The following is a 22,330-nucleotide window of genomic DNA, read 5'->3' as shown; positions in this document are numbered from 1 at the left end:
CTGTTATTTGACTTCAGTGAAAAGTGCGCGGCGCCGTAGTTTTGGTGAATATTTTTTCAGCTGTAATTTTTCTGGTGTATTTCGTTTGTTTTTACTTGTTAAGTAAAGGCGCTCGCCAGTTTCAGCGCAAGCTAACGTAATGGTTTGGCGCATAGTGCCGTCCTCCAATTTGATTTTTTTAATTGCGTATAAAAGATAAAGGGGGCTGCGAGGTCAGCCCAAATGCGACTGTCCTCGCTAGTTGTCTTTATCGAAATAATGAGTTACCAGCTTGCTTTTTTGACGCCAGGAATCAAGCCTTGGTGAGCCAATTCACGGAAACGAATCCGAGACATGCCAAATTTACGCATGTAGCCACGTGGGCGCCCATCTGTTTGATCGCGGAGTTTTAAGCGACTTGGATGAGCATCTTTTGGCAATTTGCTAAGACCTTCATAATCGCCAGCTTCTTTTAAGGCTTGGCGAATAGGCGCATATTTTGCAATCATTGCTTGTTGTTTTTTTGCTTTAGCAATTTTTGATTTTTTAGCCATAAGGCACTTCCTTTCTTTTTGGATTTATAAAATATAAATCGTAATGGTTACGATTTGAACGGAAGTATATTATCAGGTGTTGCGTTGTTTGTCAAGTGAGAATTTTGTTTTTTTTAGGACTTGCTAAGTTGAGAAGTTAGAAATGTTTGTTTTAGCGCTGTTTTGTAGTATCTTTTAAGAAAGAGTAAAAAGGAGTGAAGATGGCAATGGTAGAACGTTTGACGATTATTCGTGGTGTGGAAAAATTTGAATTACAAACGAAAACAGCGCGCTGGGTGTTAGCAAAAGAAGAGGGATATTCGCCAGTTCAAATGCTCGTTTCGGCAATTGGCGCTTGTGGGGGATACGTGTATCAATCCGTTTTGGAAAATTCGCACATTCCCTTTGAGTTTGAAAAAATAGAAGTCACGTATTCAAGAGAAGTAGAGAGACGCGCACAACCATTAAAACAGGTGACGATTCTCTTTTATGTGTCTGTTCCAGAAGCCTTTCAAGCACGGGCGACACGGTGTTTGAAGCTTGTCTCCCCAAACTGTCCAGTGATTCAATCATTGGCTGAAAGAATTACTGTCGAAGAAACAGTTGTATTTAAAAAGTAAACTATTAGAGACATTATCGTTACGAGCGCTTTTCCCTTTTTGGATGCCTCGTTTCTGAGAATGTCTTTTTTTAGTAGGAGCGTGGGGAAATAGCTGTAGAAACAGGAAATTTTTAATTCATTTGTACAAAATAATACAGACAAAAAACAGATAGTGTTTTTTTCACAAATAAAAAGGTTGCTTTTTTTTCTGTTTTAGTAGATGATGTAAGTAGTTACATCTCTGATATAACGCTGTTTTTTGAAACGTGTGTTATTTTTTAATTCGTAATAGTTTTTTTAAATCGTTTCACAGAATTACTTTAATTGTTATACAGTTTTTTTAGTTGTTATAGTTTGTTTGTCGGTCTTTAGGAGGTAATCATGATTGAGTTAGTGAATGTGTCGAAAGTCTATCAAGAGACACACGCGTTAAAAAATATTCACTTTTCTGTCCAACCAGGAGAAATCGTTGGGATTGTTGGGAAAAGTGGCTCTGGCAAGTCCACGTTGTTACGTTTGTTGAATTTAATGGAACAACCGAGTGAAGGGGAGATTCGTATTGATGGCAGAAATGTTCAAACCTTCTCTAAAAAAGAAGTTCGCCAGCAGCAACAACAAATGGGGATGGTGTTTCAGCATTACAATTTGTTAGAAAATTTGAAAATTTATGATAATGTTGCGTTGCCTTTGAAACTTTTAAAAGAGAAACAGCCTGAAAAAATTGAGCGTTTATTAACGTTTGTTGATATGGACCATAAGGCAGAAGCGTATCCTGCTCAGCTTTCTGGTGGGGAAAAACAGCGTGTCTCTATTGCTCGAGCGTTGAGCCGTAATCCAAAATGGTTATTATGTGACGAGGCAACGAGTTCATTAGATGAAGAAAATACAGAAAGTGTCGTTCGACTATTACATAAGACGCATCAGGAATTCCGACCGACTATTTTCTTTGTCAGTCACGAATTAGAAACCGTGAAGCGCTTATGTAATCGTATCTTAGTGATGGAAAAAGGTCAGTTAATTGGCGAATTTCTGAATAATCCTCAGCAATATGAGGAAGAACCGCTTTCCTATTTAGAAAAAGTGGAAAGGAGTTTGCGTCCATGACTTTTTCAGAAACCTTTGCCGAATATTGGCCATCTATGCTGGTTGGTTTAAAAGAAACAGGGATTATGATGTCGATTTCGATGGCTATCTGTTTGCTTGTCGGCTTGCCTTTAGGCTTAGGACTATTTTTGGCTAATCCGAAAGTCAAAGGGCATCAACCTTGGCTATACTGGGTTTTAAATTTCATTGTAACTGTTATTCGTTCGTTTCCTTATTTATTATTTGTGATTGCGTTGATTCCAGTTACTCGTTCTGTTTTAGGAAAGGCGTTTGGCCCAATTCCTTCATCTGTGCCATTGAGTATTGTTGCGATCGCGATTTTTGCTCGCTTGGTTGAACAAGTGCTGTTGGATGTTCCAGAAGAAATTTATTTTTTAGCTAATTCGTTAGGTACCTCGAAAGTCCAATACATTTGGCACTTTTTATTGGTGGAAGCACGTAGCGGATTGGTCCTTGCTTACACAACCACGACAGTGAGTATGGTTTCATATTCCACGGTGATGGGTGTTGTTGGTGGCGGCGGGATTGGCGATTTTGCAGTTCGTGTCGGGTATCAACGGTATGAATACGGTATTATGTATGTTGCCATTGTGATTATGATTGCACTGGTCTTCATTTTACAAATGCTTGGGAACTTCATTGCCCAAAAACTAGACAAAAGAAAGTAGGAGGACAAAAGAATGAAGAAGTTTTATTTAGCAACATTCGCTGTTATTGCAACAGTTATTTTAGCTGCCTGTGGGGGAAATAAACAAGCAGACCAGAAAGAAGACAAGGAGATTACCGTTGCCGTGCAATTGGAATCTTCAAAAGATATCTTGGAGATTGCCAAGAAAGAAGCTGAGAAAAAAGGGTACAAAATTAACATTATGGAAGTGAGCGACAATGTTGCCTACAACGATGCCGTGCAACATGACGAAGCGGATGCCAATTTTGCGCAACATCAACCCTTCATGGAAATGTTTAACAAAGAGAAAAAAGCTGATTTAGTGGCTGTGCAACCGATTTATTATTTTGCTGGTGGTTTCTATTCAAAAGAATATCAAGATGCGAAAGATTTACCTGAAAATGCCAAAGTGGGGATTCCTAGCGATCCAACCAATGAAGGTCGTGCTTTAGCAATTTTAAATGCAAACGGCGTGATTAAATTAAAAGAAGGTGTCGGCTTTAACGGCACGGTGGCAGATGTCGTGGAAAATCCTAAAAACATCACTTTTGAAAGCATTGATTTACTGAATTTAGCTAAAGCCTATGATGAAAAAGACATCGCTATGGTGTTCTGCTACCCAGCCTACTTAGAACCTGCTGGTTTAACAACGAAAGATGCGATCTTGTTAGAAGATGAAGAAGCAAGTAAACATTACGCATTGCAAGTTGTGACACGTAAAGGCGAAAAAGATAGCGAAAAGATCAAGGTTTTAAAAGAAGCGATGACAACAAAAGAAGTTGCTGAATACATCAAGAAAAATTCTAAAGGCGCTAATATTCCTGCGTTTTAATGAATAGAAAAAATGAAGCCTCTTTTTTGAGAAGCTTCATTTTTTTCTTTTCCTTGATTTATAGTATAGTTAATAGGAAGGAGGTGCCGGTGTGGTCGAATTATTTATTTTAATGATGGAACGGGTGGGCTTAATTATTTTACTGGCCTTTCTTTTAGTGAATGTGCCTTATTTTAAGCGTGTTTTATTAAGTCGTGAAAAAATGTCTTCAAAAGTCCAATTGATTTTGATTTTTGGTTTATTTGCTATTATTTCTAATTTTACAGGTATCGAAATCGCTAAGAATCAGATTGTTCCCAATAATTTACTAACCTATTTAAGCAGCAATGCTTCCATTGCGAATACGCGTACGTTAGTAATTGGCGTTTCTGGATTAGTGGGTGGTCCGATTGTCGGCAGTGCGGTTGGTTTAATTGCTGGCTTTCATCGGGTTATTCAAGGTGGGGGGCATAGTTTCTTTTATGTGCCTGCTTCTTTAATTGTTGGCTTAATTGCCGGTTTTTTAGGGAGCCGCATGGCAAAGCAAACTGTTTTTCCGTCTGCCGGATTTTCTGCCATTGTCGGAGCGTGCATGGAAATGATTCAGATGATTTTTATTTTCTTTTTCAGCGGTGATCTATCTGATGGAGCCACGTTGGTTCGTTTTATTGCGCTGCCAATGATTTTGTTAAATAGCGTAGGAACGTTTATTTTTATGTCGATTCTAACGACGACATTAAAACAAGAAGAGCAGGCCAAAGCGGTTCAGACGCACGATGTTTTGGAATTAGCAGCGGAAACACTGCCATATTTTCGAGAAGGACTCAATAAAAATTCCAGCAAAAAAGTTGCGGAGATTATTAAGCATTATACAAAAGTCAGTGCGATTAGCATGACAAACAGTCATCAAATTTTAGCTCATGTTGGCGCAGGAAGCGACCATCATATTCCAGAGCTAGAAGTCATCACGGAGCTTTCTCGGGAAGTGTTACGGACGGGCCAAATGACCATCGCGCATGCCAAAGAAGAAGTTGGTTGTTCGGACCCTAATTGTCCGTTGCAAGCGGCGATTGTGATTCCATTATTTTCCCATCAGCAAATTGTTGGCACCTTAAAAATGTATTTTACGGATCCAGCGCAGTTAACGCATGTCGAGGAACAGTTAGCAGAAGGTCTTGGGACAATTTTTTCTTCACAAATTGAATTAGGGGAAGCGGAAGTACAATCAAAATTACTTAAAGAAGCTGAAATTAAATCCTTGCAAGCGCAAGTGAACCCGCATTTCTTCTTTAATGCCATCAATACTATTTCCGCATTAATGCGGAAAGACAGTGAAAAAGCGCGGAAACTATTGCTCCAATTAAGCAAATACTTTCGAGGCAACTTGCAGGGAGCCGTGCAAACTACGATCCCAGTTTCACAAGAACTAGAACAAGTAAAAGCCTATTTGTCATTAGAACAAGCACGGTTTCCGAATCGTTATCAAGTAACATTTGACGTAGAAGAAGCGGTTGCTTCAGAAAAAGTACCGCCGTATGCGATTCAGGTGTTAGTGGAAAATACCATCAAGCATGCATTTGGCAGCCGGAAGGAGAACAATCAAGTTCGGGTAGTGGTCAAAGCAAAACAACATAAATTACATGTGGATGTGTATGACAATGGGCAAGGGATTCCCGAAGAACGCCGCTTGCTATTAGGAAAGACGACAGTGACTTCGGAAAAAGGCACCGGCACGGCACTGGAAAACTTGTCCCGCAGAATGGCGAACCTTTATGTATCAGAAGGTTGTTTTTTAATTGAAAATTTAGAAACAGGCGGGAGCCATGTTCATTTAGAAATCCCGATGGAACAGGAGGAATTAGATGCACGTATTAATCGTTGATGATGAGCCCTTAGCACGAGAAGAATTGAGCTATCTTGTTTCCCAACATCCGCAAGTGACGAGCGTTGCAGAAGCGGATTCTGTGGCGGAGGCAATGGAAGAGATGATGGATCAAAAGCCAGATTTGTTATTTTTAGATATTCATTTGACTGATGAAAGCGGGTTTGATTTAGCGGAAAAATTAACCCATCTTAAAAAAGCGCCCTACTTGGTCTTTGCAACCGCCTATGATCAATATGCGTTAAAGGCCTTTCAAGTGAATGCAAAAGATTATATTTTGAAACCTTTTGAAGAAGAAAAAATAACACAAGTCATTGAAAAAGTATCGAAAGAAATGGCTCAAGCTGTCCCAGAAAACACTGCTGAAAAAGGACCGAAATCTGAAGCAATACCTATTCAAGGGGAAGACCGCATTTATCTTGTGGCGCCAGAAGATATTTACCTCGTTTCTGTCGAAGAACGGCAACTGAGCATTTTTGTGGATCAACAGGTCTACAAGATGACAGGGACCCTCAACAGTATCGAACAAAAATTACCTGCCACGCTCTTTATTAAAACGCATCGAAGTTTCATCTTGAATCGAACAAAAATTCAAGAAATTCAGCCGTGGTTTAATAACACGTTGCAAGTAATTTTAACTAACGGCTCAAAAGTACCTGTTAGCCGTTCATACGTCAAAGAATTTAAAGAAAAACTTGGCTTAAGTTAAAAAATCACCACTTGAAATGTCGAATGCATTTCAAGTGGTGATTTTTGCATTTGGTGAAGAAATTCTGGCATTTCATGAAAAAAAGCCCTTAAAAAAACGTTTTCTTTATATACTTAACCCATAGAAAACATACAAAAGGGAGCGAAGAAGAATGGAAAAGAAAGTATATTCATTTTTACAACAAGCAGCAGTTTTTGCCATTATTATGTTAATCGCCAACGGCTTGGCGTTCATTTCCCCAATACCAATGCCTGCTTCAGTAATTGGCATGGTGTTATTGTTCATTGGTTTATGTACAAAAGTTGTTAAATTGGAGCAAGTGGAAGGGCTAGGTAATAGCTTATCAACGGTTATTACATTTTTATTTGTTCCTTCAGGGATTTCCTTAGTTAATTCTTTAGGGATTATGCAACAATTTGGCGTTCAAATTGTTTTTGTTATTTTAGTAGCAACATTAGCGTTACTAGCAACGACTGGTTGGACGGGCGCCTTTTTATTGCATATGAAAGATGCTCGAAAAGAAAAAGAACCCGCAGCAACGAAGAAAGCGAAAGGAGAGGTTCGCGCATGAATCCGTATGTTGGCATTATTATTTCATTAGCTGTATTTGGCATAGGTACTTGGTTGTTTAAAAAAAGTAAAGGTTTCTTCTTATTTACGCCATTATTCGTTGCGATGATTTTAGGCGTTGTCGTTTTAAAAGTAACAGGAATTAGTTACGAGCAATACAATGAAGGTGGCAAATATATCAGCTTCTTTCTAGAGCCTGCGACAGTAGCGTTTGCGATTCCTTTATATAAAAAGAGAGACGTGTTGAAAAAATATTGGTTAGAAATTTTAACGGCGTTAACAATTGGTTCTTTTGGTTCGCTAGTGGCTGTTTATTTTGCAGGAAAAGTGATTGGCATGGATAATCATTTAGTGGCTTCAATCTTACCACAAGCAGCTACAACAGCGATTGCCGTACCTATTTCTCAAACTGTTGGCGGCATTGCTTCCATTACGGCGTTTACTGTAATCTTCAATGGTGTACTAACCTATGCCTTGGGCCGAATTGCATTGAAATGGTTTAAAATTAACAATCCAATCGCCAAAGGTTTAGCTTTAGGTGCGGCCGGACATGCCCTAGGTGTGGCAGTAGGCATGGAAATGGGCGAAACAGAGGCTGCTATGGCTAGTATTTCTGTCGTAGTGGTTGGCGTAGTTACTGTTTTAGTAGTTCCTTTCTTTGCAACGGTCATTGGTCTATAAAAAAGTGGGCTTTATGAGTAGCTAATTTCTATCAGCTAGCAGTCTCTGCTTATTCTGTTCCCGCCGTTTATCAATTTTTAAGCCTGGGACAAAAATCCAAAGTGATTTTTGTCCCAGGCTCTTTTGTGTTGTTTACACGAATTTTTGAGTATAGATAGGGCGTATGGAAGGATTGACCAGTCTTTTTATAGAATGGTTGCTCCTAAAGTTTGTTTAAAGTGGCGTAACGCCCATTCGTGTCCTTGTTCATCAAAACTAGCAACGGCGCGTTCAGGAATCATTAATTGATAGCCTAAATTATAGGCATCAACAGCCGTATGCAACACGCAAATATCTGTACAAACACCAGTTAAACAAAGCTCTGTAATTCCTCGTTCTCGTAACCGAATGTCCAAATCCGTGCCACTAAAAGCAGAATAGTGCCGTTTGTCCAGCCAATAAACGGTTGCCTCATTTTTGTGAGCTTGATAAAAATCAGCTAGCGAGCCAAACAGATTACGCCCGTCAGTTCCTAAGACATTATGGGGTGGGAAAAGTTTATTTTCAGGATGATAGTGATCTAGGGGGTCATGCCCATCAATGGCAAAAACCACAAAATCGCCATTGTCAAAATAGTGCTTTGTTTGTTGAACAAGGGCCGTTTCAATAGCTTGTCCAGCGGCACCAGTGGTTAGTTTTCCGTCTGTGGCGACAAAATCATTCGTATAATCAATGGAAATCAGAGCTTTCATTTGGCAACCTCCTAAAGTTTAAAGTCATTTTGTTCATTTTACAGCTTTTAAGAGGGCATTTCAAATGATAAAAGTACATCAAATTCTAAAAAAGCTGTTTCAAAATAAACGCTTTGGCTAAAAAACATGCTATAATTTTGCTACAAATTAAAGCAGGTGAATAGAGTGAAAAGAAAAATCGTACGTTTTATCCTTTGGTTGTTAGGAATCATTGTGGTTATTTGCTTAGGTGTGTTTCTCGCCTTTCAATTATCTCCTAAGCCAGGCGCTTGGGTCATCAACCAGTTATTCGCAGGTGAAGTTGAAATAAAAGATTCAGCTTCCTATGATAAAGCATTGCCCAATGTTCAATTGCAAGAAAATCAAACATACCCTTCTTCAAGAAAAAAGAATACCTTTGATTTGTATTATCCCCAAACGTCAAAACAAGCGGTACCAGTCGTTTTATGGGTCCATGGTGGTGGCTATGTGGGAGGAGATAAGTCTGGGATGAAAGAGTTTGCGACACGTTTAGTGGCTGATTCCTCAGTTGCCTTTATTTCAATGAATTATGAATTAGCACCAGACGCACCTTATCCAAGCCAGCTCCAGCAGGTCAATGAACTTGTTCAATTTTTATTAGAAAAGAAACAAGCGTATCCCATGTTAGATTTATCTAAGCTTTTTATTGGCGGGGACAGTGCGGGTGCCCAGATTGCTCTACAATATGCAACAGTTCAAACCAACGCCAACTATGCCAAAGAACTAGGGATGACTGCAGCGTTGCCGGCTAGCCATTTAAAAGGTACACTCTCGTATTGTGGTCCGGTGGATTTGAAACAAATGGCCAACCAACAAAGTGATAATCGTTTTATGAAATTTTTCGTTAAAACAGTGGCTTGGTCCTTGCTCGGCACTAAAGACTGGCAGACGAGCGCGGAACTGCAAGAAGTGAGTTTAGTGGATAAAGTCACCAAAGAATTTCCCCCGACGTATCTAACAGATGGCAATAGCTTTTCATTCCAAGATCAAGGACTAGCCTTGGTTCAGCGGTTAAAAACTTTAAATGTTCCAGTTTCAGCTCTCTTTTTCAAAGATAAGAAAGCAACAATCACCCACGAATATCAATTCGACTATCAAACAAAAGAAGCTAAACAATGTTACCAAGAAACAGTCCAGTTTGTGAATACGTATAAATAAACAGAGGCCTTAGAAATATTTCTAAGGCCTCTGTTTATTTATTTTTGTCATTTTTTTAGCTGAGAAATATGTATAAATTAAACAAAAATGTTTATTTAATGATGTTTACATGAGAAAAAATCCGTGCTATACTACGAACTCGTTTGTTAATTTTAATGTTAAAAACAACGTTTTTGTTATTTTTGTGAACAAATTAACATTTTTATCTTACAAAAACAGCAAAAAATTCGTTTAGTTAACAAAAAGAAAATTAAAAAATAAATTTTTTTTTTGAAATTAAGAAAATATCTTTAAAAAAATCAGAAGAAAACTTCGTATACTTGAGCCATAGGTTGGTTGTGGAAAGTTTACTTCGAGGGAGGAGTGATGAAGTTAATGAAAAAGAAAATCGCTGTTTTATTGGCAACTTGTTTACTTGTACAACCATTTTTATCTGTTTCAGCGTGGGCGATTGAAGGGGAGCAACAAACGGAACGTACGCAGACACAGCCAAAAACAGCAGAAACCAGTACAAGTGAAGCAACAAAAGAAAGCAGCGCACATTCTATAGAACAGTCATCAATGACGGAATCTAGTGCTATCACAGAAAAAGTAACCACCTCTTCCACAGAAACAAAACCAAGCGAAGAGCAGAAGCAAATCACCTTGACCTTTGAAACAACGGATCAAGCTTTGTTTCAAAATGATGCCAAAAGTTATCAAGTGGTAAAAGAAAAAAATCAGCCACTTCGGACAGAAGAATTACCAAAATGGGCGAATAGTGAGGAAAATGCGACTTTCGTTGGCTGGTCTTACCAAGGAAAAACATATACAAATGAAGAACTTCTTCAATTAGAGTTTTCAGAAGATACACAACTTACAGCTGTCTTTAAACAGAAACGGACACGCATGGCCAGAGCTGTTTCAGTTGATCAGTCCATTGCGGACACAATTGCTCCTGCGGATAAAACAAAAGTGATTGTTGTGCCAAGTCCAGCAGGAGATGGAGCAGCGTACAAAGAATATGCATCGACAGAGGCTGGTTTGAAAGAAGCCTTGTTTGATTTGTATCAACAGGGGAACAATGGCGATTTCACTCTTTATATAGGAACTAATATTACAACGGGTACGGCGACCACCGCTAAAGTGATTCCTGACACCGTTACGGCAAGTAATATGACCTTTTACGCCTTGCAAGGCAAGGTCAATCATTTAGTGATTACTGGAAACAGCGCGGATCCGATTAGTATGGATCAAACGGCGCCAACGGGTTCTAAGACGTTAGGATTTAATCAAAATATCTTTTTTGGCTCAAACATCACTTTGAGAAATCTAAACTATACAGGTACGAATATGTATTTAAATGGTTACAGTTTGAACTTGAATGGCGGTTCTAGTGGAAACGGTCTGACCGTATACGGTGGAACGGATACAGGAGATGTTTCAGGAAACCCAACTTTAACAGTAAACAGTACAGGTACAGGGACATGGAATTTCTATGGCGGAAACCAAAATGGTGGTAATTTAGCTGGAAATCCTACGATTGTTATTAACAATACACGGAGCGGACTAAATACATTAAGTGGGGGCGCCAATATTGGGACAGTGACTGGGAATACTTCATTGGTTGTCAATGATTCTGGTGGCAGAATTGCTTCAATTTATGGGGGCGGTTATGGGACCAACGCAACCAACACAGCGAATGTTACTGGTAACGTCTCAACAAAGGTTGCAATTACGAATGCTGCTACAGGTTTCCAACTAAGTACGTATTATGGCGGTGTTCAATACGGAAATATTGGTGGAAAAGTAACAAACGATATTTCTGGATATGGCCGTTGGTATACAGCGGGTCAACGTTTTATTGGTGGCTCTTCCCGCGGCGATATAGGAACGAATCGTGCGACTGATGGAATTACTACAAATTTAAATACACAGTTGTATAGTGCGGGTCGTGCAGATTTTGAAGGAGGCAACCAATATTCTGGAACGATCATCGGAAATATTACGAATGTGGTTACAGCAGGAACGAATACTGCTGGCGGTATTAATGATTTTAACGGCGGTGCTGGTAACAATGTTTCGAAATTTAACAAGAGTCAAATTGGGGCCTCAAATGAAGCAACGTATGATGCTTATACACCACAGCAAAGAGCAGAATTAGCCAAATCGGCAGCAGCTTTTAAAGTTTTTGGAAATATTTCTTCTAAATTAGTCAGCGGTTCGTTTAATAATGGTGCAATTTATTCAACTGCAGCTGGCCGCGGCGGCTATATTGAAGGAAATACAACAATTGAAGTGGGAACAGCGAATGGTGATGGGTCTTTAGGTGGCGATGGTATGGCTTATTCAGGCGCAAAACCGACGAGTTTAGATTATTCAACGACCGATAAAAGTCGTGGGTATAGTTCAGGTTGGGATATTGTTGGTGGCGGCGGCTATCCTGCTAGTAATGATACTTGGGATATCTATATAAAAGGAGATACTAAGACTGTTTTAAATAATACCATTGCTCGCTGGACATATGGTGGCTCTTTTTCAGGTGTCGTTGAAGGAAATACTTCTAACACATTGAATGGCGGGATTGCTGACACATTAGAAGGAACAGGCTATCAAGCAGCTAGAGTTTATGGGAACGGTCAAACAATCGTTAATAATGGTCAAGTCGATTGGTTTCTTTCAGGCGGTGGCTGGAATGATGCCAAAAATGTTGGGAATGTCGGTGTAACGGTTTATGAAGGAGTAATTAATGCTTCAATGGGCGCTTCTTATGGAGCAAGCGGTGGTCATACAATTACTGGTAATTCAGACAACCGCATTTACGGAGGAAATTTCTCAGGAACTCCTCGGACAGGCGCGAACGGTTTTTCAGGTGGGATTACCAATGCGGGCTCACTTCTTGGAAATGCCAAACTCTTAATTGATTTAAGAAACTACAACGGAGAGTTTAAGTTGCCTGGTAATACCTACATTACTGGTGGTCGGCCCTATGGTCAAAATACGACACTAGGAACGGATGAATCAAACACAATTACTTTAAATATTTTCACTAAAACAGGTGTGGAATCTTTAAATGGGGCCAGCATTTACGGTGATGGTGGAACCAATGCTGCGTATACCAAGAACGGCAAGATTACAATGAATATTCAAGCAACGGGTTCTAGTATTGGAAATTTATATGCGACACAGTATTCCAATATCAGTGGCGGAAAAATCTTACGTGATGTTACCGCAAATGTTCAAGGTGCAGTTAGTATTAACGGTTTATCCGGTGGTTCATCAACAGATAATTTTACTAATGCAATTGTGAATGCTAGTTCAAATAAAGTGGCCTTTAACTTTGGGACTAACGTTGACGGCACCAATAACTATCAAACAGAACCACTAAATGCGACAGGCTTAGGCGTTGTCAACTTTACGGAATTAAATGTCACCAATGGCATTAAATTAATGGCTAATGGTGGGAACATCAAAAATGGCGTTTCTGCTACTGCCGCGAATCATAGTACGACTTACAATGAATTCGGATCAATTCATCTATCTAAAAACGCTGGAATTGGGATTACCAACACGGCCAATTTAATTTCAGCTAGCAAACTAACGGTTCAGGATCATGCAACATTAGAAACAATTCCTGGTACAGGTAAAGTAAACATTGCGGATTTTGAAGCTGTCGATCCAACAAAAGATGAACTTTTATGGATTAAACCAACGACAGATACAACTGCTTTGGTGGATAGCACAGGGACTTGGTTTGGAAATGTCAAAGCCTATCAGGTCTTGACGATTAATCCAACGGTCAATAATGCTACAAAACTTACGCCAACAACGTTTCATGGGATTGAAAAAGCGACTGGAAAAACATTTATTGGCGATAACGATGTGACCAAGGGCGCCAATGGCTATGGGATAGCAATTCCTGGCTCTATCATCGATTATGAAGTGGAAACGCCTGGAATTGTGGCAGGTGCAGGTACTATTTCTCATGATGTAAAAGAGGTCAAAGCCGGCAATGCGCCATTAACCTTACAAGCGTGGGGCACCGAAGTAGCTGGACAAAAAGTTCAAAAAGGACGTTTGATGATTCCGACCTCAAGTGCTTTAACACCAACCCTAAGCTTCCTTCCTGACGAAGTAACAGGTTCTTGGTTGCACCAAGGAACGGTTAAGTCTAGTGAAGTTGGGAGCGCGATAGAGCAAATTCCAGAGCAAAAAGATACCACCCCGCTTTCATGGAAAGCGACGAATATGAACTACAGTTATCAGGTGAAAGTTCAATTTTCAAATAAAGTGGAACTTTCAGGGCAATCGGTGATTGTCACAGAAGATGAGGCAGCGCAACTAACGACTGTTGATAAGGTAGTGGAAATGCTCGGTGCAAAAGGTCGGCCGTTTTTCAAGACCTCATTAAAAGAGACGGATTTACCACAAATTCAAGCGCCGTTAGCAGAAAAAACTGTATCGCGGACACATGATATTCAATTAGAAGCAGGGACGTCAGGGGATAATTTGCAAAACAAAACGGTTCATTTAGTTGTTGTGAAAAATGAAAGTGTCCTTGCCAAAGATCGTTCGTTTGCTTTGTATGCGACAAGTGCGCATTTGAAATTAAAAGAAGCAAATGGCTTAACGAATTCAGACGAGTTGGCACAATGGACACAAGCAACGGTGATTTTCGCAGATGGTCGGGCCAATCAAACACCAAGTCTTGATGCCGCAACCTTCCAAGCCATTCAACAAGCGAAACCAGAAGAATTAGCCAAAACGGTGCCAGCCAATTATCAATTTACAGAAGCTGGTGAAATGTTAAATAAAAAAGTCAATGTGTCTATTTCAGGTGAATTAACGTTAGAAAAAGTACCTAAAACAATTGATTTTGGCAAACAAAAAATTTCTGCCAAGCCAGAAGTTTACTGGCCAACTCTTTCAGATGATTTAGTCGTTCAAGACACACGCGGGACAGAAAGTACGCCTTGGAAACTGAATGTTCAGATAACGAATCCCTTAACGAACGGCACAGATCAATTGGAAGATTTGTCATTGGTTACAGACAAAGGAGAATTTTTACTCAATAAGGGAGATACGGTTGTTACAGAAAATGAAGGCTCCGGTTCAGGTAGTTATACAATTAACCAAGGTTGGGGTGCGGCAAACCAACGGGGGCTTAAACTATCTGTGCCAGTCGAGAAACAAAAAGTTGGCGAATTCAAAGGGACATTGTCATGGTCATTAGTCATGGCACCATAACAAGGAGGAGAGAAGTGAGATGAAAAAATACCTTTTGCTTAGTTGTTTTTTAGGTCTTTTCAGCTTCTGTCATTCAGACACTGCGTTTGGGGAAGCAGCTTATGAAAATAGTGGTGTTGTCTCCTTTTATGGAACGTATGAATATCCCACAGAAGAGTCGACAACAGCGACTAGTAATTCTTCCACAACGACCGAACCCACCAAGCCAGCTGACGGAGGCGCTTCATCCGTCCTTTCTTCTGGCGTATATGGGTCGCGACAAGGAAGATTACCAGCGACAGGTACCACCAATCAAGGACCATTTATTTATTTGGGAATCAGCCTTATCACTATAGGCATATTATTTATTAAAAGGAGAAAAGAAGATGAAAAAAACAGTATTAGCAGTAGTAGGGATTGTAGGATTTAGCGGTGTCCTAGCGACACAACAAGCATTTGCGGAAGACATTAACGTGAACTATACAAGTAATGGCGCCATTACATTTGAACCAGATACAGATCCAACGAAGCCAGTTAACCCAACCAATCCAGATGAAAAAGTTGAACCAGAAGATCCAACTGACCCAACTGGACCAAAACCAGGGACTGCAGGCCCCTTATCAATTGACTATGCTTCAAGCTTTCAATTTGGCGCCCAAAAAATCACTTCCGACACGAAAGATTATTACGCACAAATTCAAACATTTAAAGATGGAACAACAGGTCCCAACTATGTTCAGGTAACGGATAAACGTGGGACACAAGAAGGCTGGACGTTAAGCGCTGTACAAAATGCGCAATTCAAAACAGCCCAAAATGAAGAATTAGTTGGGGCCGCTTTATCGATTGCCAATGCAGGTGTGACATCGATTGTTGATGCCGCATACGCGCCAACACCAACAGCAGCACATATCTTTGTTCCTGGAACAGAAGTAGAATTAGTCAAAGCAGAAGATGGCAAAGGAATGGGGACTTGGGTCTATCGTTTTGGGAAAGATGCGACAGAAGGTGCTACTGCCGTGAAATTAAATGTTCCAGGTAAAGCGATTAAATTAGCAAAAGAATATCGTACGACCTTAACATGGACATTGAAATCTGTACCAACGAATGTTGGAGGCTAAGTAAATGAAAAAAACAGTCGTCTACTCCTTGTTATTCGGAACAATGTTGCTTGGCGCCACTGTTCCTGCTGAAGCGGCGACGGTCGTTTTTGATAGCGAACAGTCGATTGTTTTTACCCCAAGCACAGATGGGACGGATCCAGTAAATCCAGAAAATCCCGATCCAGAAAAACCAGTTCGACCAGTCGATCCAACGAATCCTGATGGACCTAATCCAGGCACACCTGGGCCACTTTCCATCGATTATGCCTCAAGTTTGGATTTTGGGAGTAATGAGATATCGAATAAGGATCAAACGTATTTTGCCAGAGCGCAAACCTATAAAAATCCAGATGGTTCAGCAAGTGAATTGGCAACTGCTAATTATGTACAAGTAAGTGATTTACGGGGAACCAATGCTGGCTGGGTTTTAAAAGTGAAACAAAATGGTCAATTTCGTAATGCAGAAACATTACACAAAGAATTAACAGGCGCCACCGTCGCCTTTACTGAGCCCAGTGTTCGCTCAAATGCGACGGACGTATTGCCGCCAACTGCTACCGCAAACATTCAATTAGATGCTGCGGGCGCAGAAACTGTTGTCATGCAAGCCCCAGAAAAGACCGGCGCCGGAACGTGGATCACGCTGTGGGGGCAAGCAGAAAAAGTGACCGAAAAAAATCAACAAGGACAGCAAGTAAATGCCACAATCACACGGGCAATCTCACTAACTGTTCCCGGGAAAACCCCTAAGGATGCAGTACAATATAAAACAACATTGACTTGGCTACTTTCAGATGTACCAGTAAATAATGGAGGGAAATAAATGAAAAAGACAAAAGTAATGACATTGATGGCAACCACAACTTTAGGCGCATTGGCACTTGTACCAATGAGTGCATTAGCAGTCGACGGTGGTGAATACCAAACAAACGGAGCGATTCAATTTGCACCAAATACGAACCCAACGAATCCAGTTGATCCGACGAATCCAGATCCGGATAAACCAATTACGCCAGTTGATCCAACTGATCCAACAGGGCCTAAGCCAGGGACAGCAGGTCCGTTATCCATTGACTATGCATCTAGTTTATCTTTTGGGGAACAAACGATTACCTCAAAAAATATGACCTACTATGCAGAAACACAAAAATACAAAGATAATGCTGGTGCCGATCAAGAAGGCCCGAACTTTGTTCAAGTCTCAGATAATCGTGGGACTGAAACAGGTTGGACGTTAAAAGTAAAACAAAATGGTCAATTCAAAACTGAAGCCAACCAAGAACTAACAGCGGCCAAAGTAACTTTAAGCAACGGACGCGTGGTTTCAGCTTCACAATCTGCAAAACCAACGACAGCGCCAGCTACGATTGAATTAAACCCAACTGGGGCTGAATCAGTGGTCATGGCTGCTGGCGATAAAGAAGGTGCGGGTACGTACTTAATGAGCTGGGGCGATAGTGTAGATGCCGCTAAAACAAGTATTTCATTAGAAGTACCTGGTTCAACCACAAAATATGCGAAAAAATACACGACAACTTTTACTTGGACTTTGACAGATACACCTGCTAACACAGGAAACTAAGAACGACAGCATACACGCAAGATCGGGATATAAGTCAAAAATTTTTGGCTTATCTTTCGGTCTTTTGGTGCTTATAATACAACAAAGAATGACAGACATAGGAGAATGAATATGAACAGATGGAAAGTATATGCAACGGTAATCGCTTGTATGTTATTTGGCTGGATTGGCGTGGAGGCGCACGCTTCTGAATTTAATTTTGCGGTCACACCAACAATTCCCGAAAATCAAGTGGATAAATCAAAAACCTACTTTGACTTAAAAATGGTGCCTGGTGCCAAACAAACCGTAGAAATTCAGTTACGCAATGATACAGATGAAGACATTACCATTGAAAATACGGTGAACTCAGCGACAACAAATTTAAATGGCGTAGTAGAATATGGCCAAAACGGGATCAAACCTGACAAAACTTTACGCTTTAACTTAAAAGATTATGTGGAAGCACCGAAAGAAATCATCTTGCCGAAGCATTCCCAAAAGACATTACCTTTAACCATCACGATGCCTAAAGATTCTTTTGATGGCGTGATGGCTGGCGGCATAACACTCAAAGAGAAAAAGAAAGAAACCACGACTTCTGCGGATCAATCAAAAGGGTTAGCTATTAATAATGAATACTCCTATGTTGTGGCTATTATTCTTCAGCAAAATGAGACAAAGGTTCAACCAGATTTAAAATTACTGGGGGTTAAACCAGGCCAAGTCAACGCGCGAAACGTCATCAATGTTTCTTTACAAAACCCACAAGCGGCCTACTTAAACCAATTACATTTAATCAATACTGTTTCAAAAGGAGGCGAAACGCTTTACCAATCCGATACTGAGGATATGCAAGTGGCGCCAAACTCTAACTTTAGTTACCCAATTTCTTTAAAAGGGGAACGATTAACGCCAGGGAAATATGTCTTGAAATCAACGGCCTATGGTGTAAAAGATGAAAAGGGCACCTATCAAGTCAAAGGTGCCAATGGTGAAGAACGGTACCTGTACAAATGGGAATTTACAAAAGAATTTACTATTTCTGGGGACGTTGCTAAAGAATTAAATGAAAAAGACGTAACCATTAAAGGAACCAATTGGTGGTTGTATCTACTGATTGCATTCATCATTCTAGCGCTGCTCTTATTGATTTTCTTCTTGTATCGTAAAAAGAAAAAAGAGGAAGAACAACAATCTGAGCAATAAAAAGGGCTATCTATTGACAAAAAGGGTTTTCCTTGTAAAAGTAAAGATACTTTTACAAGGAATTGCTTCCCATAAAGTAGAGGTAGAGAGAGTGAGAAGCCATGAGAAAAAAGTATCTTTTTTTATTTAGTTCTTTGCTAATTTTTACGGCTGTCGAAATAGAACCAATTCAAACATTGGCGACACCTATTTATAATCCCTTAGAACCAACGGAAGAAATTCAACCAAAACCAGAATCAATCACCCCTCAGGAAAAGTCAGAACCGGAACAACCTGTGCCAACCCCTCCGGAAGATCAAAAAACAACGGTTCCTTCTGAAGAAAAAAAGCCTTCACCCAAGAAAAAAGACAAACCTGTGGAGAAACCGGCAATGTCAAAAGAAAAAAAGAAACAAACAAAAGAAACAACGGCTCATCCCTTACAAGTGAATAAAGATTTTGTCTTTCCTAACGGACTTGGTGCAGGCGGCGATGAAGAATCTGAAAGCTATTTAGCAGCGGTTGGGTACTTTCTTTCAGGAAATGGATTGTATGGGAAAAAAATGGATGTGAGAGAAGTCTATGATATTGATGATGTTTTTAAATAAAGTGGATAAAAGAAAAATCGCCTTATTTCAGTTACTGGAAAATGCACCGATGTTAACAGAGTCAAAAGAAACCGTAATGCAGGAGTTAGAATTATCTGAATTTATCGTGAACAAAACGGTCGCTGAATTAAATGCCGATTTTATTGAATTTGGTTTATCAGAGGATTTTCAAATTGTGAGCGATGGTATTTTCTTAACTCTTAATGAATCAGGAACGGAAACTTCCGCTACTTTGATTGATTGCTATATTAAAGAGTCGTTACGTTTTGCTATGTTTCAAGATTTCTTTTTTCAGCGTTTTGATTCTGTGAATGAGTTTGCGTTAGAACACTTTGTTAGTCACACATTGGCTTATAAGGAGTTCAAGGAATTAAAGAAAATGCTGGAAAATTATCAAATTACAATTAATAAAGAATTTCACTTGGTGGGAAATGAAACCAATTTACGCGAAGTAACAACACTGGTTTTTTTACAATTATACCAACGTAATTTTTCATTGTACGGTAAAAAAGTTTTAGAGCAGATTCGGAACTTTGAGCTATTTTTTTCTGAGAAGGTTCATCTTAATCAGCGTGCGGGCTATGCACAAGCTAAATGTTTTCATTTTTTGGCGGTTTCTTTAGTACGAACGCAGCAACAATTTTATGTAGAGAAAAAAGTAGATTCGCAAGTGTTAAAACAATTAGCCGGTGACAATCAGCAGAATGTTTTCAATTGGTTAGAGAGTCTTCAAGTCCCAGAACCACAACGAACAAACGAAGGCAATTATTTACTCTTATTTTTAATTGCTGAAGAGTGGCTTCAAGTAGCTTCAGCAGCACTTTGCCAAAGATTTGCAGAAATTCAACAATTGAATCGTGACTTGTTAAGCTATTTAAAAATACAATTTCAGCTTTCCGAGGAAGTCCTGCGAGGTTTTGAACAAAAAGTAACAATCGTTCATTTTAAATTGTTCCATTTTCCAATAGAAGCAAACTATAGTTATCGCAAAATGGATATAACCTACTTTGCAGAAACGTATACAGAGTATTTTTCTGCTAGTCGACAATTTATTCAAGAACAAAAAACGAATCCCGCTGTTTGGGATGCCAGACAGTTTTTATTTTATCGGTATCTGTTGTTAATGGTGGATGCGTTACCATTGAAAAAAGTTTTGGCTCCGATTACATTGTGTGTCGACTTTTCCTTTGGTGAAGCCTATAATCGTATGATACAAAAAAACATTGAAAAAATTACGGAATGGAATATCATTTTCAAAGCACATGTAGATGAAAGTGTACAATTAATTTTATCGGATATTCATTTTGTCGATTGGCCTGAGATTACTCAAATTATTTGGCTAGCGCCACCACGTCCTATTGATTGGTCGCATTTTATTAAAACGCTGAGTGCACTAAGACCGCACTCGGGAGAAGAAAACAAGGTCGGGACAGCACCGCTTAGCTCCGAGAAATAAGAAGAAATTTCCGGAAATTGTTCTTTAATTTTTGGATCATTTCGGCTTATTTCCGAAGGAGCTGGTTCTGTTCCCGCCGTTTATCAGATTTTGAGCGTGAAGCAAAAATCCAAAGTGATTTTTGTACCACGCTTTTTCTTTTAGAATATAAAAATTAAAAATAATAAAAAAGTTGAAACTTTTTATGCTTGTGATTCGTCTATATAAGTGTACAGGAAAGGAGGTTCCAGAAATCGATGGTTTTCGATGGTTGGAAAAGAAAAAAACAAATTCGCGCGTTAGAAACGCTTGTGGATACCAAATATGAAAAAATGTATCGCATTGCCTTTAACTATACACATTCGAAAGAAGATGCCTTGGATGTGATTCAAGAAAGCTTTGAAAAGGCACTGAAGGCCATCCAAAAAGGACCAGATATTAATGATTTTGAAGCGTGGTTCTTTCGAATTCTGCTTTCTGTAGCGACAGATTATTGGCGTAAAAAGAAACGAGAAGCTGTTCATATTGAAAAAGATGAACATGTGTTAGCCCTTTTAAATAATCCCCAACGCAGTTTTTTAGAAATTGAAGAAATTATTAATCAATTAGATAGTCCCAATCGTGAAATTATTCTATTAAAATTTTTTGAAGGATTTACGCTAAAAGAAATTGCCTTGATCCTGGATATTAACGAAAACACGATTAAAACGAAGATGTACCGCAGTTTGAATGAACTCCGAAGTCTATTGAATTAGTAAAAGAAAGGAAGCGAAAAAATAATGGAAGATTTTGTAAAAAGTGTTGTTAAAAACTTTTCAAAAGAATACCGCCAACAACCGTTGCCAACGGATCTACAAGCGGAAGTCAAAGCGCGTTTTCATAAAGAGAAAAAGCGGTACACCTGGCTTCGTTTTAGAAACCGCTCACTGCAAAGTAGTTTAGTGGTGGCTTGTGGCTTTGTCTTATCAGTCAATTTGTTTCCAGGTTTTAGTGAAGCAGCCCGCAACATTCCTGTGTTAGATAAAATTGTTCAATTAGTCACCATCAAAACGTTGACAGCGAAAAAACAGGAAAGTGAAGTAAACATCGATGTCCCTAAAATCCAAACATCCCAAGAATCTTCAGTAGCCGACACGCTCAACAAAAAATACTTGAAAGAAGCCCAAACAGAATTTCAACAAGTCAAAGGGCAATTGTTTGATGGTTCTCGTGTTTCAGTCACTGGAGATTATGAAAAAGTTGTGGACGACCGTCGCTTCCTAGTGGTCAAACGAACCTTCACAGAAATTAAAGGCAGCTCTGCGACGACAACGAAATATGACACCATCGACAAACGAGCCAATGTTGTCGTTTCACTCCCCTTAATTTTTAAAAATGATTTTTACATTGATGTCATTAGTAGTGAAATTAAACAACAAATAGAAGACCAAATGAAGAACGATAGCAATAAAATATACTGGTCCGAAAAAGAGGATGCCCCCAGTGATGTTCAACCCTTCAAAAAAATTAAAAAGGACCAACCTTTCTATATCAATGAAAAACACCAATTAGTGATTGTGTTTCCTCAAGGAGAGATTGCGCCTTACTATATGGGCACCCCTGAATTTGTGATCCCTAATCAAGTCATTGAGAATGAATTGGCAGCGCCTAATTATTTAAAATAAACTCAGCAAAAAACACGCGACAGTTTTAAGAAATGTCGCGTGTTTTTTACTGACCTAACCAAGTCAGTTGCGGTTTTACTGAGAGAAGCGTACACTAGAATTAAGAATAACAAGAAAGG

Annotated in this window: 22 protein-coding genes; 19 read left to right on the top strand and 3 right to left on the bottom strand. The window is 39.5% G+C overall.

Annotation, left to right across the window (positions count from 1 at the left end):
* Nucleotides 1-3: 3 nt before the first annotated feature.
* The gene (gene rpmG / locus IGK70_RS12870) at nucleotides 4-153 is read right to left on the bottom strand and encodes a 50S ribosomal protein L33 (RefSeq protein WP_002354818.1); all 150 of its coding nucleotides are present in this window, start codon (nucleotides 151-153) and stop codon (nucleotides 4-6) included.
* Nucleotides 154-263: 110 nt separating this feature from the next.
* The gene (gene rpsN, locus IGK70_RS12865) at nucleotides 264-533 is read right to left on the bottom strand and encodes a 30S ribosomal protein S14 (protein ID WP_002354822.1); all 270 of its coding nucleotides are present in this window, start codon (nucleotides 531-533) and stop codon (nucleotides 264-266) included.
* Nucleotides 534-733: 200 nt separating this feature from the next.
* Between rpsN and IGK70_RS12860 the strand changes: the two genes are divergently transcribed.
* The 8 genes from IGK70_RS12860 (at nucleotide 734) to lrgB (ending at nucleotide 7,537) form a co-directional block, all read left to right on the top strand.
* Entirely contained in the window at nucleotides 734-1,132 is a 399-nt protein-coding gene (locus IGK70_RS12860; RefSeq protein ID WP_002394733.1) for an OsmC family protein, read from the top strand.
* 362 nt (nucleotides 1,133-1,494) lie between these two features.
* Entirely contained in the window at nucleotides 1,495-2,217 is a 723-nt protein-coding gene (locus tag IGK70_RS12855; RefSeq protein ID WP_002385155.1) for a methionine ABC transporter ATP-binding protein, read from the top strand.
* The gene (locus tag IGK70_RS12850) at nucleotides 2,214-2,885 is read left to right on the top strand and encodes a methionine ABC transporter permease (protein WP_002368484.1); all 672 of its coding nucleotides are present in this window, start codon (nucleotides 2,214-2,216) and stop codon (nucleotides 2,883-2,885) included. The genes IGK70_RS12855 and IGK70_RS12850 overlap by 4 nt, the downstream gene beginning before the upstream one ends.
* A 12-nt stretch (nucleotides 2,886-2,897) precedes the next feature.
* Nucleotides 2,898-3,716 carry a MetQ/NlpA family ABC transporter substrate-binding protein gene (locus tag IGK70_RS12845; RefSeq protein WP_002354826.1) on the top strand — a complete coding sequence of 273 codons (819 nt, stop codon included), beginning with the start codon at nucleotides 2,898-2,900 and terminating at the stop codon, nucleotides 3,714-3,716.
* Between the two features lie 91 nt (nucleotides 3,717-3,807).
* The gene (locus tag IGK70_RS12840; RefSeq protein WP_104874161.1) at nucleotides 3,808-5,577 is read left to right on the top strand and encodes a sensor histidine kinase; all 1,770 of its coding nucleotides are present in this window, start codon (nucleotides 3,808-3,810) and stop codon (nucleotides 5,575-5,577) included.
* The gene (locus tag IGK70_RS12835; protein ID WP_002380989.1) at nucleotides 5,558-6,286 is read left to right on the top strand and encodes a LytR/AlgR family response regulator transcription factor; all 729 of its coding nucleotides are present in this window, start codon (nucleotides 5,558-5,560) and stop codon (nucleotides 6,284-6,286) included. The genes IGK70_RS12840 and IGK70_RS12835 overlap by 20 nt, the downstream gene beginning before the upstream one ends.
* Before the next feature lie 151 nt (nucleotides 6,287-6,437).
* A complete protein-coding gene (gene lrgA, locus IGK70_RS12830; RefSeq protein WP_002354829.1) occupies nucleotides 6,438-6,857 on the top strand; it encodes an antiholin-like murein hydrolase modulator LrgA in 420 nt (139 codons plus the stop codon).
* Entirely contained in the window at nucleotides 6,854-7,537 is a 684-nt protein-coding gene (lrgB, locus tag IGK70_RS12825; protein ID WP_002354830.1) for an antiholin-like protein LrgB, read from the top strand. The genes lrgA and lrgB overlap by 4 nt, the downstream gene beginning before the upstream one ends.
* A 185-nt stretch (nucleotides 7,538-7,722) precedes the next feature.
* Here lrgB and IGK70_RS12820 read toward each other — a convergent pair whose 3' ends face one another.
* Nucleotides 7,723-8,268: a cysteine hydrolase family protein gene (locus IGK70_RS12820; protein WP_002375480.1), complete on the bottom strand. Its 546-nt coding sequence runs from the start codon at nucleotides 8,266-8,268 to the stop codon at nucleotides 7,723-7,725.
* Between the two features lie 165 nt (nucleotides 8,269-8,433).
* On the opposite strand from IGK70_RS12820, the gene IGK70_RS12815 reads away from it, so the two are divergent.
* The 11 genes from IGK70_RS12815 (at nucleotide 8,434) to IGK70_RS12765 (ending at nucleotide 22,211) form a co-directional block, all read left to right on the top strand.
* A complete protein-coding gene (locus tag IGK70_RS12815; RefSeq protein ID WP_104855659.1) occupies nucleotides 8,434-9,447 on the top strand; it encodes an alpha/beta hydrolase in 1,014 nt (337 codons plus the stop codon).
* A gap of 366 nt (nucleotides 9,448-9,813) precedes the next feature.
* The gene (locus tag IGK70_RS12810; protein WP_181035532.1) at nucleotides 9,814-14,673 is read left to right on the top strand and encodes a hypothetical protein; all 4,860 of its coding nucleotides are present in this window, start codon (nucleotides 9,814-9,816) and stop codon (nucleotides 14,671-14,673) included.
* A gap of 19 nt (nucleotides 14,674-14,692) precedes the next feature.
* Nucleotides 14,693-15,082, top strand: a complete 390-nt coding sequence (locus IGK70_RS12805; protein ID WP_010713699.1) for an LPXTG cell wall anchor domain-containing protein — start codon at nucleotides 14,693-14,695, stop codon at nucleotides 15,080-15,082.
* Nucleotides 15,039-15,773, top strand: a complete 735-nt coding sequence (locus IGK70_RS12800; protein WP_104855658.1) for a WxL domain-containing protein — start codon at nucleotides 15,039-15,041, stop codon at nucleotides 15,771-15,773. The genes IGK70_RS12805 and IGK70_RS12800 overlap by 44 nt, the downstream gene beginning before the upstream one ends.
* A gap of 4 nt (nucleotides 15,774-15,777) precedes the next feature.
* Nucleotides 15,778-16,578, top strand: coding sequence for a WxL domain-containing protein (locus tag IGK70_RS12795; protein ID WP_002385162.1), 801 nt, complete (start codon nucleotides 15,778-15,780; stop codon nucleotides 16,576-16,578).
* The gene (locus IGK70_RS12790) at nucleotides 16,579-17,337 is read left to right on the top strand and encodes a WxL domain-containing protein (RefSeq protein WP_002383195.1); all 759 of its coding nucleotides are present in this window, start codon (nucleotides 16,579-16,581) and stop codon (nucleotides 17,335-17,337) included.
* 105 nt (nucleotides 17,338-17,442) lie between these two features.
* Nucleotides 17,443-18,525, top strand: coding sequence for a DUF916 and DUF3324 domain-containing protein (locus IGK70_RS12785; RefSeq protein WP_162783072.1), 1,083 nt, complete (start codon nucleotides 17,443-17,445; stop codon nucleotides 18,523-18,525).
* Between the two features lie 101 nt (nucleotides 18,526-18,626).
* Complete coding sequence (locus tag IGK70_RS12780; RefSeq protein WP_002415616.1) at nucleotides 18,627-19,112, top strand: hypothetical protein; 486 nt, start codon at nucleotides 18,627-18,629, stop codon at nucleotides 19,110-19,112.
* Entirely contained in the window at nucleotides 19,087-20,568 is a 1,482-nt protein-coding gene (locus tag IGK70_RS12775) for a helix-turn-helix domain-containing protein (protein WP_174114872.1), read from the top strand. Before IGK70_RS12780 ends, IGK70_RS12775 begins: the two co-directional genes overlap by 26 nt.
* A 236-nt stretch (nucleotides 20,569-20,804) precedes the next feature.
* Nucleotides 20,805-21,302 (top strand): RNA polymerase sigma factor, encoded by a 498-nt coding sequence (locus IGK70_RS12770; protein ID WP_010820335.1) that lies wholly within the window; start codon nucleotides 20,805-20,807, stop codon nucleotides 21,300-21,302.
* Nucleotides 21,303-21,326: 24 nt separating this feature from the next.
* Nucleotides 21,327-22,211 carry an RsiV family protein gene (locus tag IGK70_RS12765; protein ID WP_104855655.1) on the top strand — a complete coding sequence of 295 codons (885 nt, stop codon included), beginning with the start codon at nucleotides 21,327-21,329 and terminating at the stop codon, nucleotides 22,209-22,211.
* The last annotated feature ends 119 nt before the right edge of the window (nucleotides 22,212-22,330 follow it).

Source organism: Enterococcus sp. DIV0358, assembly GCF_051713465.1.
GTDB classification, from domain to species: Bacteria; Bacillota; Bacilli; order Lactobacillales; family Enterococcaceae; genus Enterococcus; species Enterococcus faecalis.
This window is presented reverse-complemented; position numbering and strand designations above follow the sequence as displayed.